This is a genomic window from Geobacillus proteiniphilus, assembly GCF_001908025.1.
Taxonomy (GTDB): domain Bacteria; phylum Bacillota; class Bacilli; order Bacillales; family Anoxybacillaceae; genus Geobacillus; species Geobacillus proteiniphilus.
On the sequence record NZ_MQMG01000053.1, the window covers coordinates 1 to 26141 of the forward strand.

28 protein-coding genes and 1 pseudogene are annotated in these 26141 nt (G+C 50.4%); 26 read left to right on the forward strand and 3 right to left on the reverse strand.

Annotated features, from left to right (window positions below):
• The first annotated feature begins 870 nt into the window (after positions 1 to 870).
• From BRO54_RS15340 to BRO54_RS15420, 17 genes are all read left to right on the forward strand, one after another.
• A complete protein-coding gene (locus tag BRO54_RS15340; protein WP_062898671.1) occupies positions 871 to 1887 on the forward strand; it encodes a LacI family DNA-binding transcriptional regulator in 1017 nt (338 codons plus the stop codon).
• 17 nt (positions 1888 to 1904) lie between these two features.
• On the forward strand, positions 1905 to 3449 hold the full coding sequence (gene gntK, locus BRO54_RS15345) for a gluconokinase (RefSeq protein WP_074044494.1): 1545 nt from the start codon (positions 1905 to 1907) through the stop codon (positions 3447 to 3449).
• A gap of 134 nt (positions 3450 to 3583) precedes the next feature.
• The gene (locus tag BRO54_RS15350; protein ID WP_020960061.1) at positions 3584 to 4933 is read left to right on the forward strand and encodes a GntP family permease; all 1350 of its coding nucleotides are present in this window, start codon (positions 3584 to 3586) and stop codon (positions 4931 to 4933) included.
• 117 nt (positions 4934 to 5050) lie between these two features.
• The gene (locus tag BRO54_RS15355) at positions 5051 to 6448 is read left to right on the forward strand and encodes a methyl-accepting chemotaxis protein (RefSeq protein ID WP_033845417.1); all 1398 of its coding nucleotides are present in this window, start codon (positions 5051 to 5053) and stop codon (positions 6446 to 6448) included.
• Between the two features lie 289 nt (positions 6449 to 6737).
• Positions 6738 to 7994 (forward strand): urea ABC transporter substrate-binding protein, encoded by a 1257-nt coding sequence (urtA, locus tag BRO54_RS15360; protein WP_021321538.1) that lies wholly within the window; start codon positions 6738 to 6740, stop codon positions 7992 to 7994.
• A 56-nt stretch (positions 7995 to 8050) separates the two neighbouring features.
• Complete coding sequence (gene urtB / locus BRO54_RS15365) at positions 8051 to 8950, forward strand: urea ABC transporter permease subunit UrtB (protein ID WP_031205812.1); 900 nt, start codon at positions 8051 to 8053, stop codon at positions 8948 to 8950.
• Between the two features lie 9 nt (positions 8951 to 8959).
• Positions 8960 to 10018: an urea ABC transporter permease subunit UrtC gene (gene urtC / locus BRO54_RS15370; RefSeq protein WP_021321539.1), complete on the forward strand. Its 1059-nt coding sequence runs from the start codon at positions 8960 to 8962 to the stop codon at positions 10016 to 10018.
• The gene (gene urtD, locus BRO54_RS15375) at positions 9993 to 10757 is read left to right on the forward strand and encodes an urea ABC transporter ATP-binding protein UrtD (protein WP_013145134.1); all 765 of its coding nucleotides are present in this window, start codon (positions 9993 to 9995) and stop codon (positions 10755 to 10757) included. The genes urtC and urtD overlap by 26 nt, the downstream gene beginning before the upstream one ends.
• A complete protein-coding gene (gene urtE, locus BRO54_RS15380) occupies positions 10736 to 11437 on the forward strand; it encodes an urea ABC transporter ATP-binding subunit UrtE (RefSeq protein WP_074044495.1) in 702 nt (233 codons plus the stop codon). The genes urtD and urtE overlap by 22 nt, the downstream gene beginning before the upstream one ends.
• Positions 11438 to 11517: 80 nt before the next feature.
• A complete protein-coding gene (locus tag BRO54_RS15385) occupies positions 11518 to 11823 on the forward strand; it encodes an urease subunit gamma (RefSeq protein WP_011231418.1) in 306 nt (101 codons plus the stop codon).
• 43 nt (positions 11824 to 11866) lie between these two features.
• Positions 11867 to 12193 carry an urease subunit beta gene (locus BRO54_RS15390; protein WP_021321540.1) on the forward strand — a complete coding sequence of 109 codons (327 nt, stop codon included), beginning with the start codon at positions 11867 to 11869 and terminating at the stop codon, positions 12191 to 12193.
• 4 nt (positions 12194 to 12197) lie between these two features.
• Positions 12198 to 13907: an urease subunit alpha gene (ureC, locus tag BRO54_RS15395; RefSeq protein ID WP_023633743.1), complete on the forward strand. Its 1710-nt coding sequence runs from the start codon at positions 12198 to 12200 to the stop codon at positions 13905 to 13907.
• A 10-nt stretch (positions 13908 to 13917) separates the two neighbouring features.
• A complete protein-coding gene (ureE, locus tag BRO54_RS15400) occupies positions 13918 to 14364 on the forward strand; it encodes an urease accessory protein UreE (RefSeq protein ID WP_021321542.1) in 447 nt (148 codons plus the stop codon).
• On the forward strand, positions 14357 to 15034 hold the full coding sequence (locus BRO54_RS15405) for an urease accessory protein UreF (RefSeq protein ID WP_021321543.1): 678 nt from the start codon (positions 14357 to 14359) through the stop codon (positions 15032 to 15034). The genes ureE and BRO54_RS15405 overlap by 8 nt, the downstream gene beginning before the upstream one ends.
• 65 nt (positions 15035 to 15099) lie before the next feature.
• On the forward strand, positions 15100 to 15714 hold the full coding sequence (gene ureG / locus BRO54_RS15410; protein WP_025039018.1) for an urease accessory protein UreG: 615 nt from the start codon (positions 15100 to 15102) through the stop codon (positions 15712 to 15714).
• Positions 15711 to 16526: an urease accessory protein UreD gene (locus BRO54_RS15415; RefSeq protein WP_074044496.1), complete on the forward strand. Its 816-nt coding sequence runs from the start codon at positions 15711 to 15713 to the stop codon at positions 16524 to 16526. The genes ureG and BRO54_RS15415 overlap by 4 nt, the downstream gene beginning before the upstream one ends.
• Before the next feature lie 20 nt (positions 16527 to 16546).
• Positions 16547 to 17170: an urease accessory protein UreH gene (locus tag BRO54_RS15420; RefSeq protein ID WP_050367337.1), complete on the forward strand. Its 624-nt coding sequence runs from the start codon at positions 16547 to 16549 to the stop codon at positions 17168 to 17170.
• Positions 17171 to 17280: 110 nt separating this feature from the next.
• Here BRO54_RS15420 and BRO54_RS15425 read toward each other — a convergent pair whose 3' ends face one another.
• Entirely contained in the window at positions 17281 to 17760 is a 480-nt protein-coding gene (locus BRO54_RS15425) for a GNAT family N-acetyltransferase (protein ID WP_074044497.1), read from the reverse strand.
• 72 nt (positions 17761 to 17832) lie between these two features.
• Positions 17833 to 19002, reverse strand: coding sequence for an MFS transporter (locus BRO54_RS15430; RefSeq protein WP_074044503.1), 1170 nt, complete (start codon positions 19000 to 19002; stop codon positions 17833 to 17835).
• Between the two features lie 276 nt (positions 19003 to 19278).
• Between BRO54_RS15430 and BRO54_RS15435 the strand changes: the two genes are divergently transcribed.
• The 9 genes and pseudogenes from BRO54_RS15435 to BRO54_RS15470 all read left to right on the forward strand — a co-directional run bounded on the left by BRO54_RS15435 (position 19279) and on the right by BRO54_RS15470 (position 25284).
• Positions 19279 to 20658, forward strand: coding sequence for a D-serine ammonia-lyase (locus BRO54_RS15435; RefSeq protein ID WP_074044498.1), 1380 nt, complete (start codon positions 19279 to 19281; stop codon positions 20656 to 20658).
• 56 nt (positions 20659 to 20714) lie between these two features.
• Positions 20715 to 20828 (forward strand): annotated as a pseudogene (locus BRO54_RS15440) (maltose acetyltransferase domain-containing protein); the annotation flags it as partial.
• A 320-nt stretch (positions 20829 to 21148) separates the two neighbouring features.
• On the forward strand, positions 21149 to 22336 hold the full coding sequence (locus BRO54_RS15445) for an IS701 family transposase (protein ID WP_033027772.1): 1188 nt from the start codon (positions 21149 to 21151) through the stop codon (positions 22334 to 22336).
• A 238-nt stretch (positions 22337 to 22574) separates the two neighbouring features.
• A complete protein-coding gene (locus tag BRO54_RS15450; RefSeq protein ID WP_420809670.1) occupies positions 22575 to 22961 on the forward strand; it encodes a GNAT family N-acetyltransferase in 387 nt (128 codons plus the stop codon).
• The gene (locus BRO54_RS15455) at positions 22958 to 23455 is read left to right on the forward strand and encodes a GNAT family N-acetyltransferase (RefSeq protein WP_074044500.1); all 498 of its coding nucleotides are present in this window, start codon (positions 22958 to 22960) and stop codon (positions 23453 to 23455) included. Before BRO54_RS15450 ends, BRO54_RS15455 begins: the two co-directional genes overlap by 4 nt.
• A gap of 15 nt (positions 23456 to 23470) precedes the next feature.
• Positions 23471 to 23968: a GrpB family protein gene (locus BRO54_RS15460; protein ID WP_074044501.1), complete on the forward strand. Its 498-nt coding sequence runs from the start codon at positions 23471 to 23473 to the stop codon at positions 23966 to 23968.
• Positions 23969 to 23980: 12 nt separating this feature from the next.
• On the forward strand, positions 23981 to 24157 hold the full coding sequence (locus BRO54_RS19880; protein ID WP_161496660.1) for a hypothetical protein: 177 nt from the start codon (positions 23981 to 23983) through the stop codon (positions 24155 to 24157).
• Positions 24154 to 24531, forward strand: a complete 378-nt coding sequence (locus BRO54_RS15465) for an NUDIX hydrolase (protein ID WP_161496661.1) — start codon at positions 24154 to 24156, stop codon at positions 24529 to 24531. Before BRO54_RS19880 ends, BRO54_RS15465 begins: the two co-directional genes overlap by 4 nt.
• 255 nt (positions 24532 to 24786) lie before the next feature.
• The gene (locus tag BRO54_RS15470) at positions 24787 to 25284 is read left to right on the forward strand and encodes a hypothetical protein (protein ID WP_074044504.1); all 498 of its coding nucleotides are present in this window, start codon (positions 24787 to 24789) and stop codon (positions 25282 to 25284) included.
• A 70-nt stretch (positions 25285 to 25354) separates the two neighbouring features.
• On the opposite strand, the gene BRO54_RS15475 is transcribed toward BRO54_RS15470, so the two are convergent.
• Positions 25355 to 26113, reverse strand: a complete 759-nt coding sequence (locus BRO54_RS15475; RefSeq protein WP_074044502.1) for a nucleoside phosphorylase — start codon at positions 26111 to 26113, stop codon at positions 25355 to 25357.
• Positions 26114 to 26141: the final 28 nt, after the last annotated feature.

The window sequence follows — 26141 nt, forward strand, 5'->3', positions numbered from 1 at the left end:
TATATATATATCCTTTCTTCAAAAACAACCTACACATGGCTTTACTTGTACTGAATTTTACTTTTACCGCTCGCAAGGACATTTTCCGAAATACACATCCCCTTAGCATACTCCATTGGAATCCCCGATGCACCAACGAGGCCTAAAGTACAATTGGAGAAAGCAGGAAGGATTTTTTATAAGATACAGATACCTCCTTTGATTTAATATTTTTACAATTAAAATTTTATTTTATTAGAAATAAAAAAAAGAGCCTTTATTACCATTTAAAATAGTAATATATTTACAAAAATAAAAAATATCGGCTCTTCACCACAAGTTGTACTTGAGATTTTAAGATAGGTATGCATAGGAAAAATAGAGGGTACAAAAAATGCGAATGTTCCTGTATGGTAAAGGTGACCAAACCATTGGAGGAACATTCGCATGTATTCTCCGTTTATCAAAGAACTCATCGATTGACCAGACGTTTTGATTCAAAAGGTGCGAAAAGAAGAAGAACGTTGGATTTTCGAACTTTCTCTGCCGCTTTTGTTTATTGCAAAATAAAAATGCAGAGATCTGCAGAGAATTTGGCTTAGGCCAACTTTACATGGAGAGGGGGGCGTGATAGTCTTTTTAGGCATAGCCAGCCCTTGATATTGCTGGCTTCCTGGCTTTTTAATCACGCCCCCAGAGGCTCCATGTCAAGTTGTAATTCTCTGCACTTTTCGTTGCGAAACTCTGTATTTTTTCTTTGCAGAAAACACCGCTTTAGGATTTCAATCAAAAACTATTGTAAACCGCTTTCACTTGGTTTATAATAAAGCTAAACCGGTTTATGAAAACGCTTTTGAACTAAATCGATTTAGTGCGAGAGAGGGATCCCGATTGAAAAAAGTAACGATGGCTGATGTCGCGAAATTGGCCAACGTTTCGAAAAGCACGGTCTCGCAATACTTGAACAAACGCTATGAATATATGAGCGAGGAAACAAGAAAGCGCATCGCTCAAGCGATTGAGGAACTTGGCTATCAGCCAAACGTCATCGCCCGCAGCTTAAAGCAAAAGACGACAGCGACCATTGGCGTGATTGTGTTCAACATGCTTCATATGTTGACGACGCAAGTGCTGCACGCCATTGAAGAGGAATGCCAAAAGCGCGGGTTTCAAGTCATTGTCTGCAACTCCGGCGATGATTCGGAAAAGGAGAAAAAATATGTTGACATGTTGCTGGCGAAACAAGTGGACGGGCTGATCGTGTTTCCGACAGGGAAAAATGAAGAGGTCTACCGCCGCCTTGTCGAGGAGCGCTTTCCGCTTGTGTTTGTCGACCGGATGGTGCCGGGGGTGGAGGCGGACAGCGTGCTGCTTGATAATGCAGGTGCAGCGGAAATGGCGGTTCAGTATTTCGCTTCCTATGGCTACGACCGGATTGCCATTGTCACCCCGCCGCTTGTCCCTTACAACGTGCCGCGGATGGAACGATTTGAAGGGTTTCGGGCGGCCATGGAGAAAAGGGGATTTGAAGTCGGCGATCAAAACGTCATCGCCGCTGAACCTGCCGCGCTGCCTGGGGAGCTGAAGAAGCGGTTCATGGAATCGGAGCGGCCAAACGCCTTGTTTGCGATTAACGACTTGACGTTAATGGGCGTTTTGCGGTTTGTGAAGGAGACGGGCATCCGTATGCCGGATGAACTGGCGATCATCAATATTGACGATGTGCCGTTTGCCGATATTTATACACCGGCGTTGACGACGATCGCCCAGCCAACGTTTGCGATGGGAAAAAAAGCGGCGGAGCGTGTGTTTGAACAAATGGATTCGAATCATGCCGACAGCCCGCGCGTGTTTCGTTTCTCCCCGGTGTTGATGGAAAGGACAGCGATCAGACGGGAGAAGGCATGAGGAAGGGAGGAGAAACGATGGCGATTCATGGGGACGTCGTCATTGGGATTGATATTGGAACGACAAGTACGAAAGCGGTCGTGTTTGACGAGCAGGGGAGGGTGCTGGCCTCTCATGCGATCGACTATCCGATCATCCAGCCGCACCCGGGGTTTGCGGAGCAGGATCCGGAAGAGCTGTTTGCGGCGGTCGTTCAAGCGGTCGGAGCGGTGACGATCCGCCACGGCATCCGCCCAGAGCAGGTGAAAGCGATGGGCTTGAGCGCGGCGATGCACTCGATCATGGCGCTTGACGGATCCGGGCGGCCGCTTACCCGCCTCATGATCTGGGCTGACAACCGAAGCGTCGCCCAAGCGGAGCGGCTGTTGAAAGAACAGAACGGGCTTGATATTTATCGGCGGACGGGGACACCGATCCACCCGATGTCGCCGCTATCGAAATTGCTTTGGCTCAAGGAGGAGCAGCCGAACGTATTTCAGCAAACGCACCGGTTTGTGTCGGTGAAAGACTATGTGCTATATCGTCTGTACGGTGATTACGTCGCTGACCATTCGATGGCATCGGCGACTGGTTTATTCCGGTTGGACACGCTCGATTGGGACGAAGAGGCGCTCGCTCTTGTCGGCATTCGCCGCGACCAGCTTCCGCGGCTCGTTCCCGCCACTCATGTCATGACCGGGATGAAAAGAGAATGGGCGGAAAAAATGGGAGTCGCTCCGGATGTGCCTGTTGTCGTCGGAGCAAGCGACGGCGTGCTCGCCAACGTCGGCGTCGGGGCGGTGCTCCCAGGTGAAGCGGCCATCACGATCGGAACGAGCGGGGCGGTGCGGACGATTGCGGCAAAACCGACGACCGATGAAAAAGGGCGGACGTTTTGTTATGCGTTGACGCCCGGCTATTGGGTCGTTGGCGGGCCGACGAACAACGGCGGCATCTTGCTTCGCTGGCTGCGCGATGAGTTCGGCGCCCAGGAGCGGGAAGTGGCGAAAAAGCTCGGAATGGATCCATACGATTTGTTGACGAAATACGCCGAACGTGTTCCGCCTGGATCCGAGGGGCTGGTGTTTTTGCCGTTTTTGTCGGGCGAGCGGGCGCCGTACTGGAATGCGAACGCGCGTGGGACGTTTTTTGGCCTTGGCCTTCATCATAAGCGCGAGCATTTCATCCGCGCTGTCATGGAAGGCGTCTGCTTCAGCATCCTATCCGTCGCCTTGGCCATTCGCGATGCAACCGGGCCGATGTCAGAAATCCGCGTCTCGGGCGGATTTGCCAAATCGCCGTTTTGGCGGCAAATGCTTGCCGATATGCTCGGCAAACCGCTCATCGTGCCGCAGACGCACGAGGCGTCGGCGCTGGGGGCGGCTGCGGTGGCGCTTTACGCGTTAGGCGAGCTGCCGTCGCTGGAAACGGTGAAAACGTGGATCGACACAACGGCCCGCCATGAGCCGAAGGAAGAACATACGCTCATTTACGCTGAACTGTTTGATTTGTATGCCCGCTTGTATGAGCGATTGAAAGAGGAATTTGACATCATCGCTGCGTTTCAGCGGCGGAGTGGGTAAAGGGAGGAAGACTAAATCGATTTAGCTGGCTATGATCGGGCGCTAAATCGATTTAGCTCTTTCCTTCAAAGATCTGAAAACGTTTGCTTTGTTCACTAAATCGATTTATCTCAAAGATAAAGGGGGAGCTTGTGATGGAAATCGCCATTGTTGTTGCTGCTATTATCGTGTTATTATTGCTCATTACTATGGCGAAAATGCATCCGTTTGTCGCACTCATTTTAGTGTCCGTCGGCGTCGGACTGGCGATGGGCATGCCGCTTATCGCGCCGTCTCCGGAAACGCCGGGCATCATTGACTCGATCAAGGCGGGGCTTGGCAACACGCTCGGCTTTTTGGCGATCGTCTTGGCGCTCGGGACGATGCTCGGCAAAATGATGGCCGAATCGGGCGGCGCTGAGCGCATTGCGAAAACGTTGATCGACCGCTTTGGCCAAAAACGCGTCCACTGGGCAATGATGGTCGTCGCGTTTTTAGTTGGGATTCCAGTCTTTTTCCAAGTGGGGTTTGTATTGCTCATTCCGCTCGTCTTTACGATCGCGATGGAAACGGGCATTTCACTTGTGACGATCGGCATTCCGCTTGTCGCTGGTTTGTCTGTCGTGCATGGGCTTGTCCCGCCGCACCCAGCCGCGATGGCGGCAGTCGGCATTTTTAAGGCGGATGTCGGAAAAACGATTCTTTACTCGATCATCGTCGGCTTGCCGACCGCCATTATTGCCGGTCCGCTGTATGGCAAATGGATCGGTTCGCGCCTGCACAAAACAGTGCCGGCGGAGATTGCCGAACAGCTTGTGCAGCATAAAGAAGCACGTGAGCTTCCTGGCTTTGGCAATACGCTGTTCACGATTTTGCTTCCGGTCATTTTGATGTTGATTGCCTCTGTGGCAAACGTGACGCTTGATCAAAAGTCAGAAGCGGCGAAAGTGTTGCGCTTTATCGGCGACCCGATTGTTGCGCTCTTGATCGCGACGGTTTATTCGTTCTTCAGCTTAGGCTACGCCCGCGGCTTCAACCGCGACGCTGTCTTGAAATTTGCCAACGACTGCCTCGGCCCGGTCGCGAACATCCTGCTTGTCATCGGGGCGGGCGGCGCATTCAACAAAGTGCTGCTTGATTCCGGCATCGGCGAACAAATCGCGGAAGTGGCGAAACACTCGCACTTCTCTCCGCTCCTGTTAGGCTGGGGCATTGCGGCGCTCATTCGCGTAGCGACGGGATCGGCGACCGTCTCGATGATGACCGCTGCCGGCATCGTTGCCCCCATCGCGGCTACCATGCCGGGAACGAATATGGAACTGCTTGTCTTGGCGACCGGCGCGGGTTCGTTGATCTTGTCGCACGTCAATGACTCCGGCTTCTGGATGATCAAAGAATATTTCGGCATGACGGTGAAAGAAACGCTCATGACATGGACAGTCATGGAAACGATTATTTCGGTGGTGGCGTTTGTCTTCATTTTGTTATTGAATATGGTTCTCTAGCCTTTTCCAGGCAAGACGCTCGTTTTTAGAAGAACGGGCGTCTTATTTTTATATGTCCTTTTGTTATATTTTATATTATAATTATGTAATAAAAAATGACATAAGGAGTGACGCCTGTTGATTTTTGCGAGACGTGCGGAACGAAAAATAAAGCGCGAACTGGATCAGCCTCGACGTGAGGAAACGCAGGGAGGACCGCAACAAATTGCAAGGCAAATTGTTGTGGCGGTTGATCAGCTCAAAGCAGCGATGGAACAGATGAAGATGGCGGCACTTTCGCTGAATGACATTTCCGATTCAAGCCGGAATAGTGCGGCAGAGCTGATGGACCATAGCGAGAAAACGGTGGAGTATACGGAAAAAGTGGCGAACAAAATGCGAACAATCGAGGAGGCGGCTAGGGAAATCGCTGCATCTTCGCGTGATATGTATGCGAGCAGCCAGCAGTTTTCCGAACATTGGCTGCATTCATGGAATTCATTGGAGACGTTGCAAAAAGAAATTCGAACACTGCGCTCCCACCATGAAACGTTATTGGAACAAATGGACCATCTCGTTCATCATTCGCGACGCATCAATGAAATTATATCAGCGATCGGCGAGATTTCGCAGAAAACGAAAATTTTGTCGCTCAATGCCAATATTGAGGCGGCTCGTGCGGGAGAACATGGGCGCGGGTTTGCGGTCGTCGCGCGCGAAATCGGCATGCTGGCGAGCCAAACGTCCGAAGCCGTCCAGCAAACGCAAGACATTTTGTCGCTCATTCAACGCGAAATCGCAGCGACGACCGATATCGTTCGCGAAGAAACAAAGCAAATCGATGTCGAAGAAAAAGAGATGGAAGCGATTATGGCGTTCCTTCATTCGTTGCAGCGGCAGCTGAATGATATGACGGACCTCGTCTCCTCTTCTGTCCAGTCGGCGTCTGGACAGTCGGACAGCGTGAAAGAAATCGCCGGCCTGCTTGAAGAAATCGTGCAATTGAGCCGGGAAAATCAACGGTTTGTCGAGCGAGTGACTGCGGATATGAACGAACAGCACGAGAGCGTCGGACAGATTTTACGCATTAACGAAGCGTTGCAAAAGACAGCGGAGGAGCTGCAACAAACGGTCGGGCGTGATTGGATGAGGGAAACGATTTCTGTAGATGATGCGGTGGTGAAAAACACGATTCATAAATTATCGGCTTTGCTTCAGTCAGCTCCGTTGGAACAAATGGATGAGGCCATGCACCGACGAGTGTTGGACCAATTTTTATCCCAGAACGGAGAAATTGAGGCCGTCTGGTCGAATCGTCTTGATGGCACGTTTGTGTATTCGAACCCGCCAGCCGGATTGGTCAACGCCAAAGTCCGGTCGTGGTTTCAGGAAGCTTGTAGAGGAACAGTGTATGTTTCCGATCCGTATGTATCGGCATTGACGAAACATCTTTGCGTCACGGTGTCCGCTCCCATTAGGGATCATAACGGTCAAATTGTCGGGGTCATTGGAGTGGATTTGTCGCTTGTGAAATGAACGCTGCCCCAAAAAGGTGCATGTGTGCCTTTTTGGGGCATGTTTTGTTTTTCGACCTGGCTGATTGGTCGGAAGATGATTGATAATAAATATAACAAAAATATGTAATAAAATATGACAAATATGTTGAGTCCGTGAAACGTGGGCCTTATACTGCTAATCAAGAACAAATCCTCAACGTGGAGAACATGCATCGCTTTTGAGGAACAAGGGAGGGATGCGCTCTTTTAGATGAACGAGGGGCAGGAATTCATCGATGTTTCAAATGAATAGGGGGAAGGGTGTGCGAATGAAACCAGCATTCATGTGGAAATTATGGCTGCTTTTATGCGTCAGTGTTTTTGCTCTTGGGGGATGTGCGGCGTCATCAGCAGTGGATCAAGCCAAAAACGAGAATCAAAATGATTCATCTTCGGCTGGCAAAGAAGGGGATGTGGTCAAAGTAGGAATCCTGCACTCGTTAAGCGGAACGATGGCCATCAGTGAAGTGTCGCTGCGCGATGCCGAGTTAATGGCCATTGAGGAAATCAATGCATCGGGCGGGCTGCTCAGCAAGAAGATTGAACCGGTTGTGGAAGATGGAGCGTCCGACTGGCCGACGTTTGCCGAAAAGGCGAAAAAACTGCTGCAAAAAGATCAAGTGGCCGCCATTTTTGGCGGTTGGACATCGGCGAGCCGCAAAGCGATGCTTCCGGTTGTGGAGCAAAACCATGGGCTGCTTTGGTATCCGGTGCAATATGAAGGGATGGAGTCATCACCGAACATCTTTTACACCGGGGCGACGACGAATCAACAAATCGTTCCGGCGGTCAGCTGGCTCTTGAAAAACCGCGGCAAAACGTTTTTCTTGCTTGGGTCGGATTACGTCTTTCCGCGGACAGCCAACAAAATCATCAAGGCTCAGCTGAAGGCCGAAGGAGGGCAAGTGGTCGGGGAAGAATATACGCCGCTCGGCCATACCGATTATAGCACCATTATCAGCAAAATCAAACAAGTGAAACCGGCTGTCGTCTTCAATACGCTCAACGGCGATAGCAATGTCGCCTTTTTCAAACAGTTGAAAGACGCTGGCATCACGCCGAAAGACGTGACGGTGATGTCCGTCAGCATCGCAGAAGAAGAAATCCGCGGGATCGGGCCGGATGTGTTGGCCGGTCATTTGGCTGTGTGGAACTATTTCCAGACGACCGATACACCGGAGAATAAGGCATTTGTACAAAAGTATAAAGAAAAGTATGGACAAGACCGCGTGACGGATGACCCGATTGAAGCGGCGTATACAGCCGTTCATTTATGGGCCGAAGCGGTGAAAAAAGCCGGTTCCTTTGATGTTGATCAAGTGAAAAAAGCGGCGGCCGGCCTTGAATACAAGGCGCCGGAAGGAACGGTGAAAATTGACGGGGAAACGCAGCATCTATGGAAAACGGTGCGCATTGGCGAAATCCAAGCGGACGGACAATTCAAAGAGTTATGGAATTCCGGCCAGCCGGTGAAGCCAGATCCGTATTTAAAGAGCTACCCATGGGCGAAAGGATTAAGTGAATAGTTCACTTGGAAGGAAGGGATTTCCTTCCTTCTCGCCCAGCGGACATGAGAGGGGGGATGGCGATGTTCATTGACCAATTATTCAACGGGCTGAGCGTCGGTTCGATTTTGCTTTTGATTGCCATTGGGTTGGCGATCACGTTCGGGCTGATGGGCGTCATCAATATGGCGCACGGTGAACTGATGATGGTCGGAGCGTATACGACCTATGTCATCCAGCAATGGTTCACTAGCCATATGCCGCACTCGGCAGGGCTGTATTTTGTCGCCGCCATTCCATTGTCATTTTTGGCAGCCGCTCTGCTTGGATGGGGGCTGGAAAAAAGTTTGATCCGCCATTTGTATCGCCGTCCGTTGGACAGTTTGTTGGCTACATGGGGGATCAGTTTGATTTTGCAACAGACCGCCCGTCTCATCTTTGGGGCGCCCAACGTGGCGGTTGTGCCGCCAAGCTGGCTGGATGGCGGAATCCGCTTGTTTGGGGCAGTGTTTCCGTATAAACGGTTGTTTATTCTTTGCCTTGTGTTGGCGATCGTTTTCTTTCTCTATATGTATTTAATGAAAACACGAGCTGGCCGACGCATTCAAGCCGTCACCATGAACCGGTCGATGGCAGCCTGCCTCGGCATTGCCACGCAAAAGGTCGATGCTTACTCGTTTGCCATCGGTTCAGGGTTGGCGGGGGTGGCGGGATGCGCGTTGACCTTGCTTGGGCCGATCGGGCCGACGATCGGCACATACTATATTGTCGATGCGTTTATGGTCGTCATTTTAGGGGGAGTGGGAAAACTGGCCGGGACGCTGCTGGGGGCATTTGGCATTGGTTTGATTTCGACGTTCGTCGAATATTCCACAAGCGCCACCATTGCCAAAGTCATTGTGTTCGTTTTGATTATTGCTTTCTTGCAATGGAAACCATCCGGTCTTCTTAGCGTGAGAACGCGGTCGCTCGATTGAGGGGGGAGCATGGTGAACAAACGTTGGGGATACTGGCTGTTTTTTGCCGCCTTGTTTCTTGCGCCGTTTTATTTGACCGAGTTCCGCTTGTCCCTGCTCGGCAAATTTCTTTGCTTTGCCATCGTGGCGGTCGGCATCTCCCTCATTTGGGGCTATACCGGCATTTTGAGCCTCGGCCATGGGGTGTACTTCGGGTTAGGCGCTTATTGCATGGCGATGTATTTGAAGCTCGAAGCTTCGCGAGGGCATTTGCCTGATTTTATGGAATGGAGCGGCGTGCGCGAACTGCCGTGGTTTTGGAAGCCGTTTGCGCATCCTATGGTGGCCATCGCCGCCGCGATCGCTCTTCCTACGTTGCTCGCTGCGCTATTAAGCTATTTAACGTTTAAAAATCGGATTAAAGGTGTCTATTTTTCTCTCCTTTCCCAGGCGGTTGTTGTCGTGTTTGTTACGTTGTTTATCGGCAAGCAAGAATGGACAGGCGGAACGAACGGCTTGACCAATTTTTCGACCGTGTTTGGTTTTTCGCTGTCATCGCCGCTCACCCAAATCGTTTTGTATTGGCTGACAACGGCCTGTCTCGCTCTCATTTTCGTCGCGGCGCGCCGCTTGACGTCCGGACGGTTGGGGAAGGTGCTCATCGCGATTCGCGACGCGGAAAACCGGGTTCGTTTTTTAGGATTCAATCCGACCGTCTATAAAGTGTTTGTGTATAGTTTGTCAGCAGCCTTTGCCGGGGTGGCTGGGGCGTTGTTTGTCCTGCAAGTCGGGCTCATTTCCCCGGAGATGATGGGGATTATTCCTTCGATCGAAATGGTGTTATGGGCCGCTGTCGGCGGACGCCAATCGCTCATGGGCGCGATCATTGGCGCGATTGTCATGAACACGGCGAAAAGCTTTTTAAGCGAAAATTATCCGGATCTATGGCTGCTTTTGTTAGGCGCGCTGTTTGTCGTTGTCGTGTTATTGGTTCCGAAAGGATTGGCGGGCATTTATGAATCGCTCGTTGCCGTTCGCATCAAAGCAAAAAGGGGGCATGAACGTGAAGCCCGTGTTGATGTGTCGTGACGTCGTCGTTGACTTCGATGGATTTCGTGCTTTGCAAGGTGTTGATCTCGCGGTTTACCCTCATGAAGTGCGGTTTTTGATCGGCCCGAACGGAGCGGGGAAAACGACGCTGCTCGATGTCATTTGCGGACGGACGAGAGCGACGGACGGCCGAGTGCTGTTTTTCTCCCATGACATCACGAAACGGCCCGAATATGAAATTGTGCAAATGGGGATCGCCCGGAAGTTTCAAAGCCCTTCCATTTTTCCATTTTTGACGGTATGGGAAAATATGGAGTTGGCCATGCGACAAGACCGGCGTCTGCGTTCTGTTTTGCGGGCGAAGCGGACCGGAGAAGAGGAAGAGATCATGGCAGCACAACTAGAGAGAATTGGATTGCTTGATGAACGTCATCGCTTAGCGGGCACCCTGTCTCATGGCCAAAAGCAGTGGTTGGAAATCGGCATGCAGCTCATTCAGCGTCCGCAGCTCCTCCTATTGGATGAGCCGATTGCCGGCATGAGCGCGGCGGAACGGGAGCGCACGGGGGAATGGCTGCACGAAATCGCCAAACATTGTGCGGTGATCATTGTGGAGCATGATATGGACTTTGTCCGCCGTTATTCGAAGCAAGTGACGGTCATGCATGAAGGAAAAGTATTGTGCGAAGGCTCGATTGATGAGGTGCAGCAAAACGAACAAGTCATCGATGTGTATCTTGGAAGGAGGAAAAACGCGTGTTATGCCTCCGGAATGTAACCGCTGGCTATGACGAAAGCGTTGTGCTCGATCAAGTTCGCATGGACATTCCTCTCAGCCGGGTGACGGCGGTGTTGGGCAGAAACGGAGTCGGCAAAACGACGTTGATGAAAACGATCATCGGGTTGATTCGCCCGATGTCAGGCGTGATCGAATGGGAAGGAGAAGATATCACGCGATGGCCGCCGGAGCGTCGGGCGCGGGCAGGGATCGGCTATGTGCCGCAAGGGAGGGAAATTTTCTCCGCGCTGACAGTGGAAGAAAATATCCTTCTCGGGTTGGAAGCGCAGGCCGAGAACGTCCGTCCTCAGCCGATCCTTGAGGAAATGTACGCGCTGTTCCCGATTTTAAAAGAGATGCGCCAGCGAAAAGGAGGGGATTTAAGCGGTGGACAGCAGCAACAGCTGGCCATCGCCCGCGCGTTGGCCGGCCGGCCGAAACTGCTCTTGCTTGATGAACCGATGGAAGGCATTCAGCCATCGATCGTTGAGTTGATTCATGATGTGATTATGAAAATCGCCGAAGAAAAACAGGTTGGCATCGTATTGGTCGAACATAACGTGGAGCTGGCGTTTTCTTGTGCCGATCGTTTCTATATTTTGGATCGCGGCACTGTCGTGGCGAAGGGGGATGTCGATGGGGCTGATTTGACTTATATTCAATCATTTCTTGCTGTTTAAGCCACAGGCCGCGGGTTAGCGATGAGAGATTTCTTGAACCTGCGAGTATAGGTGGGAGCATTCAAGAGGGGGAGAGATGAGTGAAACTGACTCCGCGCGAACAGGAAAAGCTGTTGATCGTCGTGGCCGCCGATTTGGCGCGCCGCCGGAAAGAACGAGGATTGAAACTGAATTATCCGGAAGCGGTGGCGCTCATTACGTATGAGCTGTTGGAAGGCGCCCGCGACGGGCGGACGGTGGCGGAGTTGATGCAATACGGCGCGACGATTTTGACACGCGATGATGTGATGGAAGGCGTCGCTGACATGATCGACGAGATTCAAGTCGAGGCGACGTTTCCGGACGGCACGAAACTCGTCACTGTCCACCAGCCGATCCGGTCGTAACGGCGCTGGACGATTTCATGACTGCGGACAGAGGAGTGATGATATGATCCCAGGAGAATACCGATTGCGTGAGGAACCGATTGTGTGCAATCGACAAAAATCGGCCACGAAACTGACGGTTGTAAACCGCGGCGACCGCCCGGTGCAGGTTGGTTCCCATTTTCACTTTTTTGAAGTCAACGCATTTCTTGAATTTGACCGGCAGGCGGCGTACGGAAAACATTTGAACATTCCAGCCGGGACAGCGGTTCGTTTTGAGCCCGGAGATGCGAAGCAAGTAGAGCTTGTTCCGTTCTCCGGCGAGCGCCGGGTGTACGGATTAAACAATATGGTCAACGGTCCGCTTGATGGCAGCAAGAAGGGAGAGTAAGAGAATGAGTTTTTCCATGTCAAGACGGCAATACGCGGATATGTTTGGGCCGACGACTGGGGACTGCATCCGGTTGGCGGATACGGACTTATGGGTTGAAATTGAGCATGACTATACGGTTTACGGCGATGAAGTGAAATTCGGCGGTGGGAAGGTGATTCGCGACGGGATGGGGCAACATCCGCTCGCAACCCGCGACGAAGCGGTCGATTTAGTGCTGACGAATGCCGTCATCGTTGATTACACCGGCATTTACAAAGCCGATATCGGGATCAAAGATGGAAACATCGCCGCCATCGGCAAGGCTGGGAATCCGCTGTTAATGGATGGCGTCAATATTGTCATCGGCGCCTCAACGGAAGTGATCGCGGCGGAAGGAAAAATCGTGACAGCCGGCGGGGTCGACGCCCATATCCATTTCATTTGCCCGCAGCAAATCGAAACTGCTCTATCATCGGGCATTACGACGATGATCGGCGGCGGGACCGGGCCGGCGACCGGAACGAATGCCACGACGTGCACGCCGGGAGAGTGGAACATTTACCGGATGCTTGAAGCCGCCGAAGCGTTCCCGATGAATATCGGTTTTTTAGGAAAAGGCAACGCATCGGCGAAAGAGCCGATCGCTGAGCAAGTCCGCGCCGGAGCGATTGGACTCAAACTTCATGAAGACTGGGGAACGACGGCGGCGGCGATTGATGCGTGCTTGCGAGTGGCGGATGAGTACGATGTGCAAGTCGCCATTCATACCGATACATTGAATGAAGGCGGGTTTGTCGAGCATACACTGAAGGCCATTAACGGGCGCGTCATTCATACATACCATACGGAAGGAGCCGGAGGGGGGCATGCGCCCGATATTATGAAAGTCGCCAGCTTCCCGAACATTTTGCCTTCTTCCACGAATCCGACGCGGCCGTATACGAAAAACACGCTTGATGAGCATTTAGATATGTTAATGGTGTGCCATCATTTAGATCCGTCCGTTCCGGAAGACATTGCCTTTGCCGATTCGCGCATCCGCAAAGAAACGATTGCTGCTGAAGATATTTTGCACGACATCGGCGCGTTCAGCATGATCAGTTCCGACTCGCAAGCGATGGGGCGCGTCGGTGAAGTCATTTTACGCACGTGGCAAACGGCCGACAAAATGAAAAAACAGTTTGGCCGCTTGCCGGAGGAAACGGGGCGGGGCGATAATGTTCGCGTCAAACGGTATGTAGCCAAATACACGATCAATCCAGCCATTACGCATGGGATTGCCGAATATGTCGGCTCGGTGGAAGTCGGAAAATTCGCGGATTTGGTCGTTTGGCATCCCGCTTTTTTCGGGGTCAAGCCTGAGCTCGTCATCAAAGGCGGGATGATCGCCTACAGCGTGATGGGCGACCCGAACGCCAGCATTCCGACGCCGCAACCCGCGCTGTACCGCCCGATGTTCGCCAGCTATGGCGCCGCCATCGCGAAAACGTCCATCACCTTTTTATCCAAAGCGGCGTTCGAGCGCGGCATTCCGGACAAGCTGGGGCTGCACAAAATCGTCAAGCCGGTTGGAAACATTCGCTCTTTGACTAAACACGATATGGTATTCAACAACGCCATGCCCCAAATCGATGTCGATCCGCAGACGTATGAAGTGAAGGTCGACGGGCGGCTCATTACGTGCGAGCCGGCCGAAGTGGTGGCCATGGCGCAACGATATTTTCTTTTTTGAGGTGATGATGATGATTATTGAAACGATTATCGGCAATATTCAAACCCTCCCTTCTCTCCCCCCGCACATCGAACGGGTGTACATGGCAAGCGACGATTTAGTGAAACGAATCCAGCGGGTCGTGACCGATCACGGGCGGGAACTTGGCATTCGCCTAAAGGAAGCTAAAGAATTGGCGGATGGAGATGTATTGTGGATGGATGACCATAACGCGATCGTTGTTTCCGTTCTTCCCGAGGATTTGCTTGTTATAAAGCCGGTTTCGTTGAAACAAATGGGGGAGATCGCTCATCAGCTCGGCAACCGCCATTTGCCCGCCCAATTCGAGGAAGGGGAAATGCTCGTCCAATATGACTATTTAGTCGAAGAGCTGCTTCAGCAGCTCGCCATCCCGTACAAGCGGGAAAAACGGAAAGTAAAACAAGCGTTTCGCCATATCGGCCACCGCCATGACTGACCAACAGCTGTTGTGGCTGCTGCAGCTCTCAGATTCGAATTTTCCGTCTGGAGCATTTTCCCATTCCTTTGGGTTTGAAACATACATGTACAATGAACAAATTTGCGATGCCAAAACGTTTCGTGAAGCGCTTGTCGTTTATATCCAGACCCAGCTGACGTATACGGATGGATTAGCGTGCCGGATCGCCTATGAGCAGTTGGAAGCCAACAGCATGGAAGGACTGCAGCGGCTGAACGAAACGCTGTTTGCCCTCTGCCTGGCGAAGGAAACGCGAGAAGGAACGAGAATGATCGGGGAGCGCTTATGGAAACTGTGCCGCCACATTTATTCGGTCGATGAACTCGATGAGATCGTGCAAACGAAGCAGTCCATTCATCCGGCCATCGTGTTTGCGGCGGTTGGCCGCAAAATCGAAGCGTCGAAGCGAACGACCGTGTTGACATATTTATTTACCGCCGTGCAAACGATGGTGCAAAACGCGGTCCGAGGCATTCCCCTCGGCCAAACGGACGGGCAAAAGCTGCTCGTCATGGTGCAGCCATATTTGATTCATGCCGCAAGCATCATCGAGGCGCTCGACGAAGAGGAGCTTGGGACGGCAGCCGTTGGTCTGGAAATCGCGCAAATGCAACATGAACGCCTTCCCGTCCGGTTGTTTATGTCGTAATGTTGGACAAACAAAACAGCGCCTATTTGGGTTTGAATGGAAAACGAAGAAGGGGGAATATCATGATGGAACCCGTACGAATCGGCATTGGCGGCCCGGTCGGCGCCGGCAAAACGATGCTTGTCGAGAAGCTGACGCGGGCGATGCATCGCCGTTTTAGCATTGCGGTCATCACGAACGATATTTATACAAAAGAAGACGCTCAGTTTTTAATCAAACATAGCGTCTTGCCGGAAGATCGGATTATCGGCGTCGAAACGGGCGGATGCCCGCATACGGCCATTCGCGAAGATGCATCAATGAATTTTGCCGCCATCGACGAATTGAAGCGGTGCCATCCAGATGTGGAACTCATTTTTATCGAGAGCGGCGGCGATAACTTGGCGGCGACCTTCAGCCCGGAGTTGGTTGATTTCTCCATTTACGTCATCGACGTCGCCCAAGGGGAGAAAATTCCGCGCAAAGGCGGGCAAGGGATGATTAAGTCGGATTTGCTCGTGATTAATAAGATTGATTTGGCTCCTTACGTCGGCGCCAGCCTGGAAGTGATGGAGCGGGACGCCAAAGCGGCGCGAGGGGCGAAACCGGTCATTTTTACGAATTTAAAAGAAGAGATCGGGCTTTTTGACGTTGTGGATTGGATCGAAAAACAGGTGCTGCTGGCAGGGCTGGAAGAATGAGCTGGACCGGGCGTTTGCAATGTACAGCGTCCTTCAGAAACGGCCGCACCGTCATTTTGGACAGCTATAATGAAGGAGCGCTGAAACTGATGCGCCCTGTTTATCTCGATCCTGCTCATCCGACGTTATATCTTGTCCACGTTGGGGGAGGGTACGTCGATGGAGACCGCTACGAGATCAATATGAAGCTGGAGCCTCACGCTAGACTGATGATGACGACGCAAGCGGCGACAAAAGTGTACAAAACTCCGCATGCGCCTGTTTGGCAATATACGCAATTTTCCTTGGGGGACGAAAGTGTTCTCGAATATTTTCCCGATCCTCTCATTGCCTACGAGCAAGCCCGTTTTATCCAGGAGACGGTCGTCTATATAACAAACCGTTCGACGTTTATGTACGGGGAGATCATCACGCCAGGTTGGGCGGAGAGCGGACAGCTGTTCCGCTACGATTGGATTCGTTCGAAACTGAAGGTGTATCAAGACGAGGTGCTCGTTCTGTTTGATCATCTGTACTTGGACTCGCGGCAGCACTTAACGAGCATGCTGCAGCTCGGCGGCTACACGCATGTCGGATCATTCGTGGCTCTTTCTCCGTTTATCACAAAGGAAGTGTTAGAACAGTTCAACCAATTCATGGAAGAGATGCCGCAAGAGGTTCGCTGCGGTTTTTCAGCGGCGGCCGTTCCAGGCTTTTCTGTACGTATATTGGCGTATGAAACATCGGTCATCGAAGCGATATTCCAACGCGTCCAACAGTTCATTCGCCAACAATGCGGTGAGAAAGCGCCAGTCTGTTGGAGGAAATATTGACAAGGGAAAGGAAGAAGACAATGGGAACGATATGGCCTGTGCTCTTGTTTGGATTGCTGCTTGGAATGAAACATGCGACGGAACCGGATCATGTCATTGCCGTTTCGACCATTGCCAGCCGGACGAAAAAACTGTCCCTTTCATCGCTGGCCGGCATGTTTTGGGGAATTGGCCATACGTTGACGCTGCTCGTTGTTGGGATGGCGATGATCGCCTTTGAGCGGCAAATTCCTGAACAGATTGCTTCTTATCTCGAAATGGGCGTCGGCATCATGATCGTTATTCTAGGAATGGCTAGTTTCCGTTCGACAATGAGGCTGGATCATCATCACCAGGGCGATATTCATCATTTACATGTGAAATCGACATTGATTGGCATCGTCCACGGTTTAGCCGGCAGCGCCGGAATGGTGTTGTTGACGATGACGACGGTCAAAGGAACTTGGATGGCGCTTGCTTTTATTTTGATTTTTGGCCTAGGAACGGTCATCGGCATGATGCTGTTCACGACGTTTCTCGGGATTCCGTTTGTTTGGATGAAAGCGAAACAGCAAGTCATGAATCAATGGATCGTGAAAACCGTCTCCCTCATCAGCATCGCCTATGGGGTCTATTACATGTATCATATCGCCGCCGAAATTTGACGCTCCTCGCGGCTGGCGTCATAGGTGGAGGGTTGTTCAAAACAAAGAAGCACCGGTCTTGGGAGAAGGCCGGTGCTTCTTTTTCGATGCGGCGTCATCATCACCTCGTGTCACACCAGTGGTTTGACCAGCAACAACTCATCTCGAATAGGAATGCCGTCAGGACTTGTTTTCGGAATGTTTGGCTTGATTTGTCGCGCCTTGTCGACAGCGTTCGGAAAGACATTCACAATTTGGTAGCCGCGCTTTTGGTAGAAACGAAGGGCATGCAAGTTGTCGTTGGTGGTGATCAGTTGAACAGCGGTGCACCTTTGTTGTCTCGCCCATGCCTCTGCCTCATGCAAAAGGGCGCTGCCGATGCCGCGGTTTTCCATTATGCTGTCTAGCGAGATGATCTCGCATTCGTTTCCGCGAATCACAAACGTAATGAGCCCGACGATCCGAGATCCATTCTCAACAGCCGCAAATCCATCCAGCTCGCTGCAGGTATAGATGCCGGTCGAGACAACCATTTGCGGACTTCCCCAATGGTCGTTGAAAAATTGGTTGACGATGGCGCGGTCCAACTGTTTGGTTGGAACGATGTTCAAGGCGCTCCTCCTCCTTTTATCCATAAGACTTGCACTTGCGTGTGTAGCGGGTCACCCCCATCCCCTCTTGAATCAAAGGGACGTGTCTTTTTGCATCATCGCGCGTTGGAACGATTGAAAAACGGAAAAGGAAATGAATGTAAGCGCAATTCCTGCCGCATATGGCAAACTGGGCTTTAAGGTGAACAGCCAGCCGGCGATCGCCGGACCGCCAATGCGGCCGAGCGAATCGAACGATGATAAGACGCCTGTTGCGCTTCCTTGGCCATCCGCTGTATGCTTCGTTAACAAGGCGGAGACGCACGGGCGGATGACGCCGTTGCCAATGCCGAAAATCGTTAAATAGAGCGCGGCTGTCCAAAAGCTGTGAACGAATAAAATGAGAAAAAAGCCAACTGCTGACAAGAACAGCCCGACACGAATGACAGCGCCTTCCCCGAATGAGCGGATCAGTTTTCCAAGCAACCCTCCTTGGACGATGGCCCCTGCAAGCCCCATGATCATAAAGATGTAGCCCAGTTCCGTCGACGAAAGCCCCGCTCGTTCAGCGGCAAAATAGGCGAACGTCGCTTCAAGTCCGGCGAGGGAAAACGTTGTGATCAGCTGCAGTAAGTATAGGCGCGCTACAGGCCCTTGGAGGGCGGCCGCAAGCGATGGCCGCTTTGTTCGTATATTCATTCGTTTTTCTCTCGGAAGCGACTCATGCAAGAAAACGAAAACGAATAGAGCGGTCAAGAGCGCCAAGCTGCCTGCCATCCAAAACGGAGCGGTCAAGCTCGTTTTTGAAAATATGCCGCCGATCCCCGGTCCGAAAATAAATCCAAGCCCGACAGCCGCTCCGATCATCCCCATTCCTTTGCCCCGGTCTTCTTCCGTTGTCACATCTGCGACGTACGCCATAGCGGCCGGCATCGTGGCCGCCGATAGACATCCGCCGATGATGCGAGCGGCAAACAACATCCAAAGTTTTGTCGCGACGGCGAGCAAGAAAAACGAAAGGGCCAAACCGAAAATGCCGACAAGCAGCATCGGCTTTCGTCCATAGCGGTCCGATAAATTCCCCCACATCGGCGCAAATAAAAATTGCATGAGCGAATAAACGGCCATCAACCAGCCGAGTTGTGTCGGGGAAGCGCCGATTTTTTCTGCGTAAAACGGAAGGACGGGAATGATGATGCCAAACCCGGCCATGACCAAAAACATCACGAGAAACAAAAGCGATAAATCGCGACGATTGCTCATGATCATCATCTCCACGATATGGTTTGCCTCTTTCATCATAATGGAAAGACAGACATTTTTCAAAGCGGATCATGCCTCGCTTGGCCATTCCGACAAGGCTGGGATCACTCCCGAATGTCATCCACAAACCATTTCCCTTCATCCCCATTGACAATGGAAGCGGTTTTCGCGAGACTGAAGGTAAACGGCAAACGGTTCGGCAAACCATGAAGTGGACTTTGGACCGGCATCTGCCAAGGGTACGAAACGACAAACACGCATGGGAGAGAATGGTGCATGATGACCAAAAACGAAATCCAAAAGTGGGTAAAGGAATTCCCGCTGCTTGAAACGATCATGGCGGCCGAAGAGGTATTTTGGCGCAATCCAAAATATCACGCGTTTGCGCAAGCCATTCGAACGATTCCTTTACGCGAGCGCGATGTCAAGGAGGCCGAAGAGCGATTGCGCCGCTTTGCCCCCTACATCGCGAAAGTTTTTCCCGAGACGCGAACGGCCCACGGTATCATCGAATCCCCTTTAGTGCGAATTCCGAACATGAAACAGCGTTTGGAAAAGATGTTTCAGACCAACATTGAAGGGGAGCTGTTGCTGAAATGTGACAGCCATCTTCCCATCTCCGGATCGATCAAGGCGAGAGGGGGAATCTACGAGGTTCTGAAACATGCGGAAGAACTCGCTCTGGCAAACCATATGATCACCATGGGGGATGACTATGCGGTGATGGACAGTGAGGAATTCAGACAGTTCTTTTCCCGCTATTCGCTTGTCGTTGGTTCGACGGGAAATTTAGGCTTGAGCATCGGCATCATCGGGGCGAAGCTTGGGTTCCGCGTTACCGTTCATATGTCAGCCGATGCGAAACAATGGAAAAAAGACTTATTGCGAAGCAAAGGGGTCACCGTCATCGAACATCTCACTGATTACAACAAAGTGGTGGAAGAGGCGCGAAGACAGTCCGCCGAGGATCCAACGTCGTATTTTATCGATGATGAGAACTCGATCCATCTGTTTTTAGGCTATGCGGTGGCGGCGTTTCGGCTGAAAAAGCAATTAGAGGACATGAACATCACGGTTGATGAAAACCACCCGCTCTTTGTATATCTTCCTTGCGGCGTCGGCGGCGGTCCGGGTGGGGTGACGTTTGGCCTAAAGCTCGTGTACGGCGATCATGTCCATTGCTTTTTCGCCGAGCCGACGCATTCGCCTTGCATGTTGCTCGGCCTGATGACAGGACAGCACGATCGCGTGTCGGTGCAAGATTTTGGCCTCGATAACAAGACGGAAGCCGACGGGCTGGCGGTGGGTCGGCCGTCGCGGCTGGTGGGGAACATGCTTGAGAACGTCATCAGCGGCGTCTATACAGTGGACGATGCGACGCTTTACCGCTTGCTCGCGGCGATGGTGGAAACGGAGGAAATCTATTTAGAGCCGTCCGCCTTGGCAGGGGTGGCGGGGCCTGTTCGGCTGTTTCGTGATTTGGCGGGGCAAACGTACGTAGAGGCAAACGGTTTGAAAGAAAACATGAAAAACGCCACCCATATTGGCTGGGCGACGGGTGGAAGCATGGTGCCAAAGGATGTGATGGAGGCCTATTATCGAGAAGGCGTGCGCATCGAAACCATGACAGGGAACCGTTTTTCCGAAGGGCGATAAGATCCCGCCATTCCATGGGGGATGAAACGAATGCATGAAGTGTTGGAGGGGATTTGATGAAGACCGAAAAAGAAAAGATGTTGGCGGGACACTTGTACAGCCCCGCCGATTTGGAGCTCGTCAAGGAACGAGAGCGGGCGCGGCGGCTCGTTCGTTTGTATAATGAAACCGCCAACGCGGTCGTCGGCGGGAACCCGGCGAAAGTGATCAGATGGATTAACTAGCCAAAGGAAGTGCGCCCTGCATCAAAGCATGTGCGGGGCTGTATCCCATACCCATCAAGTTAAGAATTTTGGTCTTTGTGCATCGTCAAAAACATGGTATCCTTTCTAACGAACACTCTACGTTAGAAAGGATTTTTTTCATGGACTGTAGATGAGCAAATTCACTGACATAAATTGACAATCAAACAAAAAAGGAGACATGAACCGGACTCCTTGGGTAAAATAGATGTGCTCAAAACCCATTCACACAAGGAGGTTCATGTCTCATGAATAGATTAGCACATCACCAAGGAATCCACAAGTTTTTCTTCACGCTGGGGTTGACGCTGCAGCTTTCCAAACCGGTCATCAAGCATCTCATTCATATTGTCGATGCCTTGACCACCAAGGGATTCTCGGGAACATTGACTGATATTCATTACTGGAGCTTTCACCCGAATCATCGAACGACGCTCCGTCACTTTTTCACGAAAAGCCCTTGGAACGAGGAAAGGCTGCTTGGGAAGCTTCAAGAGTGGATCCTTTCCCAGGTCGAACGACTGGCCAAACGGAAGAATCAACCCCTTTTTGTTTCGATTGATGATACGATTTGCCAAAAAACGAAGCCTTCGTCACGGGCTGCGCACGCCATTCAAGGGTGCGACTGGCACTACTCGCATAAAGATCATCAATCGGTCTGGGGGCATTCGCTCGTTTGGCTGATGGTGCACACCTTCACGCAGGCGTTCCCATTTGCGTTCCGCCTGTATGACAAGAAAGCGGGAAAAAGCAAGATCGACCTGGCGATCGAGATGCTTTCCTCGCTCAAGGTGAAGCGGGCTCAGCCGGTGTATGTGCTCATGGATTCGTGGTATCCGTCCAAAAAGCTCATTGAAGCCTGCTTGAAACAGGGATTCCATGTCATCGCGATGCTCAAGACGAACCGGATTCTCTACCCGAAAGGCATCGCCATCCAAGCCAAGCAGTTCGCCCGCTATATCGAGTCCAAAGACACCCGCCTCGTCACGGTGGGGCAGGAGCGTTATCGCGTGTATCGCTATGAGGGGGCCATCCATGGCCTCGATGACGCGGTGGTGCTGCTGGCTTGGAAGGCGGATCAGCCGATGGCGCCGGAACATCTTCATTGCATCTTGAGCACCGACCGGGAACTCGGGGACGAAGACATCTTGCGTTACTACGCCCAGCGCTGGACGATCGAGTGCTTTTTCCGGCAGGCGAAAGATCAACTGAAGCTGGATGGATACCGCGTTCGCCACATTCGGGCGGTGAAACGGTATTGGGCGGTGGTGCTGTTGGCCTGCGTGTACAGCATCGCCGAATCCCGACAAAACCTCTCCACCGGGCTGGAGCTTCTTCGGTCGCGGAAAGACCACAGCGTCGTCGAGTTCATTTATGACGCTGCAAAGCAAGATATTCCCATTGATGTGATCAAAAAACAGCTCCGTATCGCGTAAGGGGTACCCTGTTTGTCTCTCTAACCATGGAAATTATTGTAATGAAAAATGCTCATCTACAGTTATTTAAAACAAAATGTGTTTAAAAATTTTTTTAAAGAGAACTAACAATATCAATATTGACCCAAATCAATGTCAATAAGCTAGACTGAATCGCAATGTGCTTGAGAGATAGTAAGGGGGGATAGGGGTGAACATACACGTCCATAGAGATTTATCCAAGGCGAATTGGCAAGAGATGAAAGATGTGTACGAATCCGTTGGATGGACGAAACATTCCGTGGAAATTATCCAACAGGTGTTTGAAGCAAGCAACGTGATTGCGCTTGCGGTCTATAACGGACGCATCGTTGGGTTTGGCCGTGCGCTTTCCGATGGCGTGTTTAATGCTGCGATTTACGATGTGGTCGTTCATCACGATTTTCAAGGGCGTGGCATCGGAAAAGCAATCGTCGAAGATTTGCTTGACCAGCTGCAGCATATTTCCTGCGTTCATTTGATTGCCACGACGGGAAACGAGCCATTTTACCAGCAAGCAGGGTTTAAAAAGATAAAAACGGCGATGGGGAGGTATCGCAGCCGCGATTTAGCGCGGGAATATTTAGAGGGGGGAGAAGCTGAGTGAAAATAAGGCATGCGACGGTGGACGATGCGGAACCGTTGGCTCATCTTATTTTGCGGGTAGAAAAAGAAGCGGAGTTTATGTTGTTTGAGGCAGGGGAACGAACGCTCACTCCAGAGCTGCAGCGAAGCCAAATCGAAGCGATGCAGAATGAGGAAAACTCCACGATACTGGTGGCAGAGGCGGACGGAAAGCTAGTTGGGTATCTAGTGGCAAGAGGAGGGAGCGCGAGACGAAATAAGCATACGGTATATATCGTCATTGGCGTGCTGGCTTCGTATAGAGGAAAAGGAATCGGTACGATGCTATTTGCCGAATTGGAGCGTTGGGCTCGCACGAAAGGCATTCATCGGTTGGAATTAACGGTAGTCGTCAACAATCAGCGCGCGGTATCGTTATATCGCAAAATGGGATTTGAACAAGAAGGGATCAAACGGCATTCTCTGTTGATAAACGGAAAATATGTTGATGAATATTACATGGCAAAATTGTTGTAATTGGAAGGAAACAAGATGGAAATTGTGCATTTTTTTGAGCAAAGCCATTTTCACGAACAAGCAGAAAAAACATTTTTGGAACAGAAGGAAAAAATTTTGCGCCTGCTGCCGGAAGCGGATATTCAGCACGTTGGAAGCACGGCGATTCCCAATAGCCTCACCAAAGGGGATCTTGATATTCAAGTGCGGGTTCCTGCGGAAATATTTACTTTTGCTGTAGAGAAACTGTCCTCTTTATATGCAATCAATGAGGGAAGCGTGCAAACGGACTATTTCCGCGCATTTCAAGATGATACGACCGATCCGTCATTAGGTGTCCAACTAACCGTCATCGGTTCTGAATTGGACATCTTTTGGAAATTCCGTGAAGTGTTGTTGGCGAATGACACATACAGAGCGGAATATGACGAATTGAAAAAGGCATACGAAGGCAAAAGTATGGAAGCGTATCGAGAAGCGAAACAACGGTTTTTCGCGCGCCTGATGGAAACGCCGGAGTTTCAGCGGTTGTAAGGAGATGTTATGATGAAAAAGTGGCAAGTGATAAAAAGCGAATATATTTATCAAACACCATTTGGGAATTTGCGAAGTGATAAAGTGGTCCTTCCTAATGGTCACATCATTGAAAATTATTATGTCAATGAGTTTCCTGATTGGGTAAATATGGTTGCTATCACCCAAAATAATGAATCATATTGGTGAAGCAGTATAGACATGGAGGAAAGGACTTTTTCATTGAGGTTCCTGCAGGGAAAGTAGATGAACAGGAAGATTTGGAATCAGCTGTGATGAGGGAATTGCTTGAAGAAACAGGGTATACATCGGATGCTGCTCCTTTGAAACTAGGAAGCTTTTACACCAATCCCGCTATTTCCACTAACACGATTACAACATATTTCATTAAGGAGTGCTATAAGGTCAGTGAACAAAAGCTGGATTTGACGGAAAATATCGAGTTATTCGTGCTTCCGATTGCAGAGTTCAAAAAGATGATCCAAGAAAACAAGATCAACCACTTGTTTACGGTGTTCGCCTATACTTTGTTTAAAAACTATATACATTTCAATAATCAATAACTGATTTGTCCCCCTGATTATTACCGAGCGGAAATGGTTTTTTATTTTGTCGGGGGATTATTGGGGAAAAAGGGTTAATGATGGAAGCGTCAAAAAGAGTCATTCCATTTGGTTTCGATAAAAAAACATTCATTCTACAACGATAAGGGAATCGAATTCATCACGATGACAAAAAACGTCTAATACGAGAACAAGGTGCTTCGTTTTCAAATGCTTTTTTATTTAGCATCGTCTGGAGGATTAGAAATGGAAGAAATGAAGCTATTTGTTAAAATCGCTATGCATCGAATGTATGACCATCATCTGCCTAAATTGCTTCATTCGATTCAGACATTGAATATGGAACAATTGTGGGAATGTAATGCGCCAGGTTTAAACTCTGTTGGCGGTATCGTTTTGCATATTTGTGAACACGTGAAAAGGAATACGCTCAGCTATTTGCAGCGTAACATCAAGTTCGATCAAGGAATTGAAGAATATTTTCCTCAGTTAGATTTCACACCGGATATGCTGTCTATCATCGTTCAGGAAACTTTTGATAAATGGAAACATCAGATTACAAATATGATCAACGAGAACAATTACACAGCCATCGATATGCATAACCTCTTTCACTTGGTCGAACATACGAGCTACCATTTAGGACAAATTGTCGATAGGGCGAAGAGAATGACGGGAACTTCATTTCAGTTTTGCCAAAACGGATTAAATGAAAAAACGCTACGGTTGATTATCGAAAGCGAAAAGTTTTGATCAGTGTTTTTTTGTTATAAGATGTGCATAAGCAGCAAGAAACTTCTTGCCGCCTATGATTTTTAAACAGTTATGGTAAATCATTAAATGATGTAGATAAGTATATGGCGAGTTCGCGAATTTTTTCGTCCGTTTCTCTTTTCTTTTTCTGTTGGTCGGGATCTACCGTATAAAAAGTATCTCCTTTGATAATATGATCGGATAAGTTAAGAAGCGCGACGGCTTTTTTGCCAAATTTTTTCGCCACGGCTAAGGTTGTTGCTGTTTCCATATCGACCCCAATATGCCCTTTTTGCGCCCACGCTTCTGCCATTTCTTTTGTTTCCACCATGATGGCTCCGGTTGTAAAGACCGTTCCGGTGACATAACGATACTGTTTCTTTTCGCAAAATTGGACTGCCGCTTCTACTAGTTGTATATCGGCTTGGACCATTTGTTGATCCGGCAAATACCAATGGGAAACACCGTCTGCCATTTCCGCTCCAGTAACAATGAAAATGTCGCCAAACTGTACATTGCGCGATAGACCTCCAAAGTAGCCAGTCTGAATAAACCGCCGCGTCCCGAGGGAAGCAAACTGGTGACAAATCACGGCGGCGCTTGGACCTCCAAACACATTGGCAAAGCCGATCAGCTCATGTTTCCAATGGCCGACGACACAGTTCCAATGCGGGTTCCATGTTGTTTCGCGCAAAATTTGTTTCCATTGTTGCAAGTTTGTTTCGTGTTCCCAAGCTCCATGGACAATCATGGCAGACGGCACGTCCTTTTCATCAATGCGAAAGACTTGTAGCCAATCATGTTTCGTAAACTCTCCGTATAGCTTCAAATTACCTCTCCTTTATTCTAATGTTCTA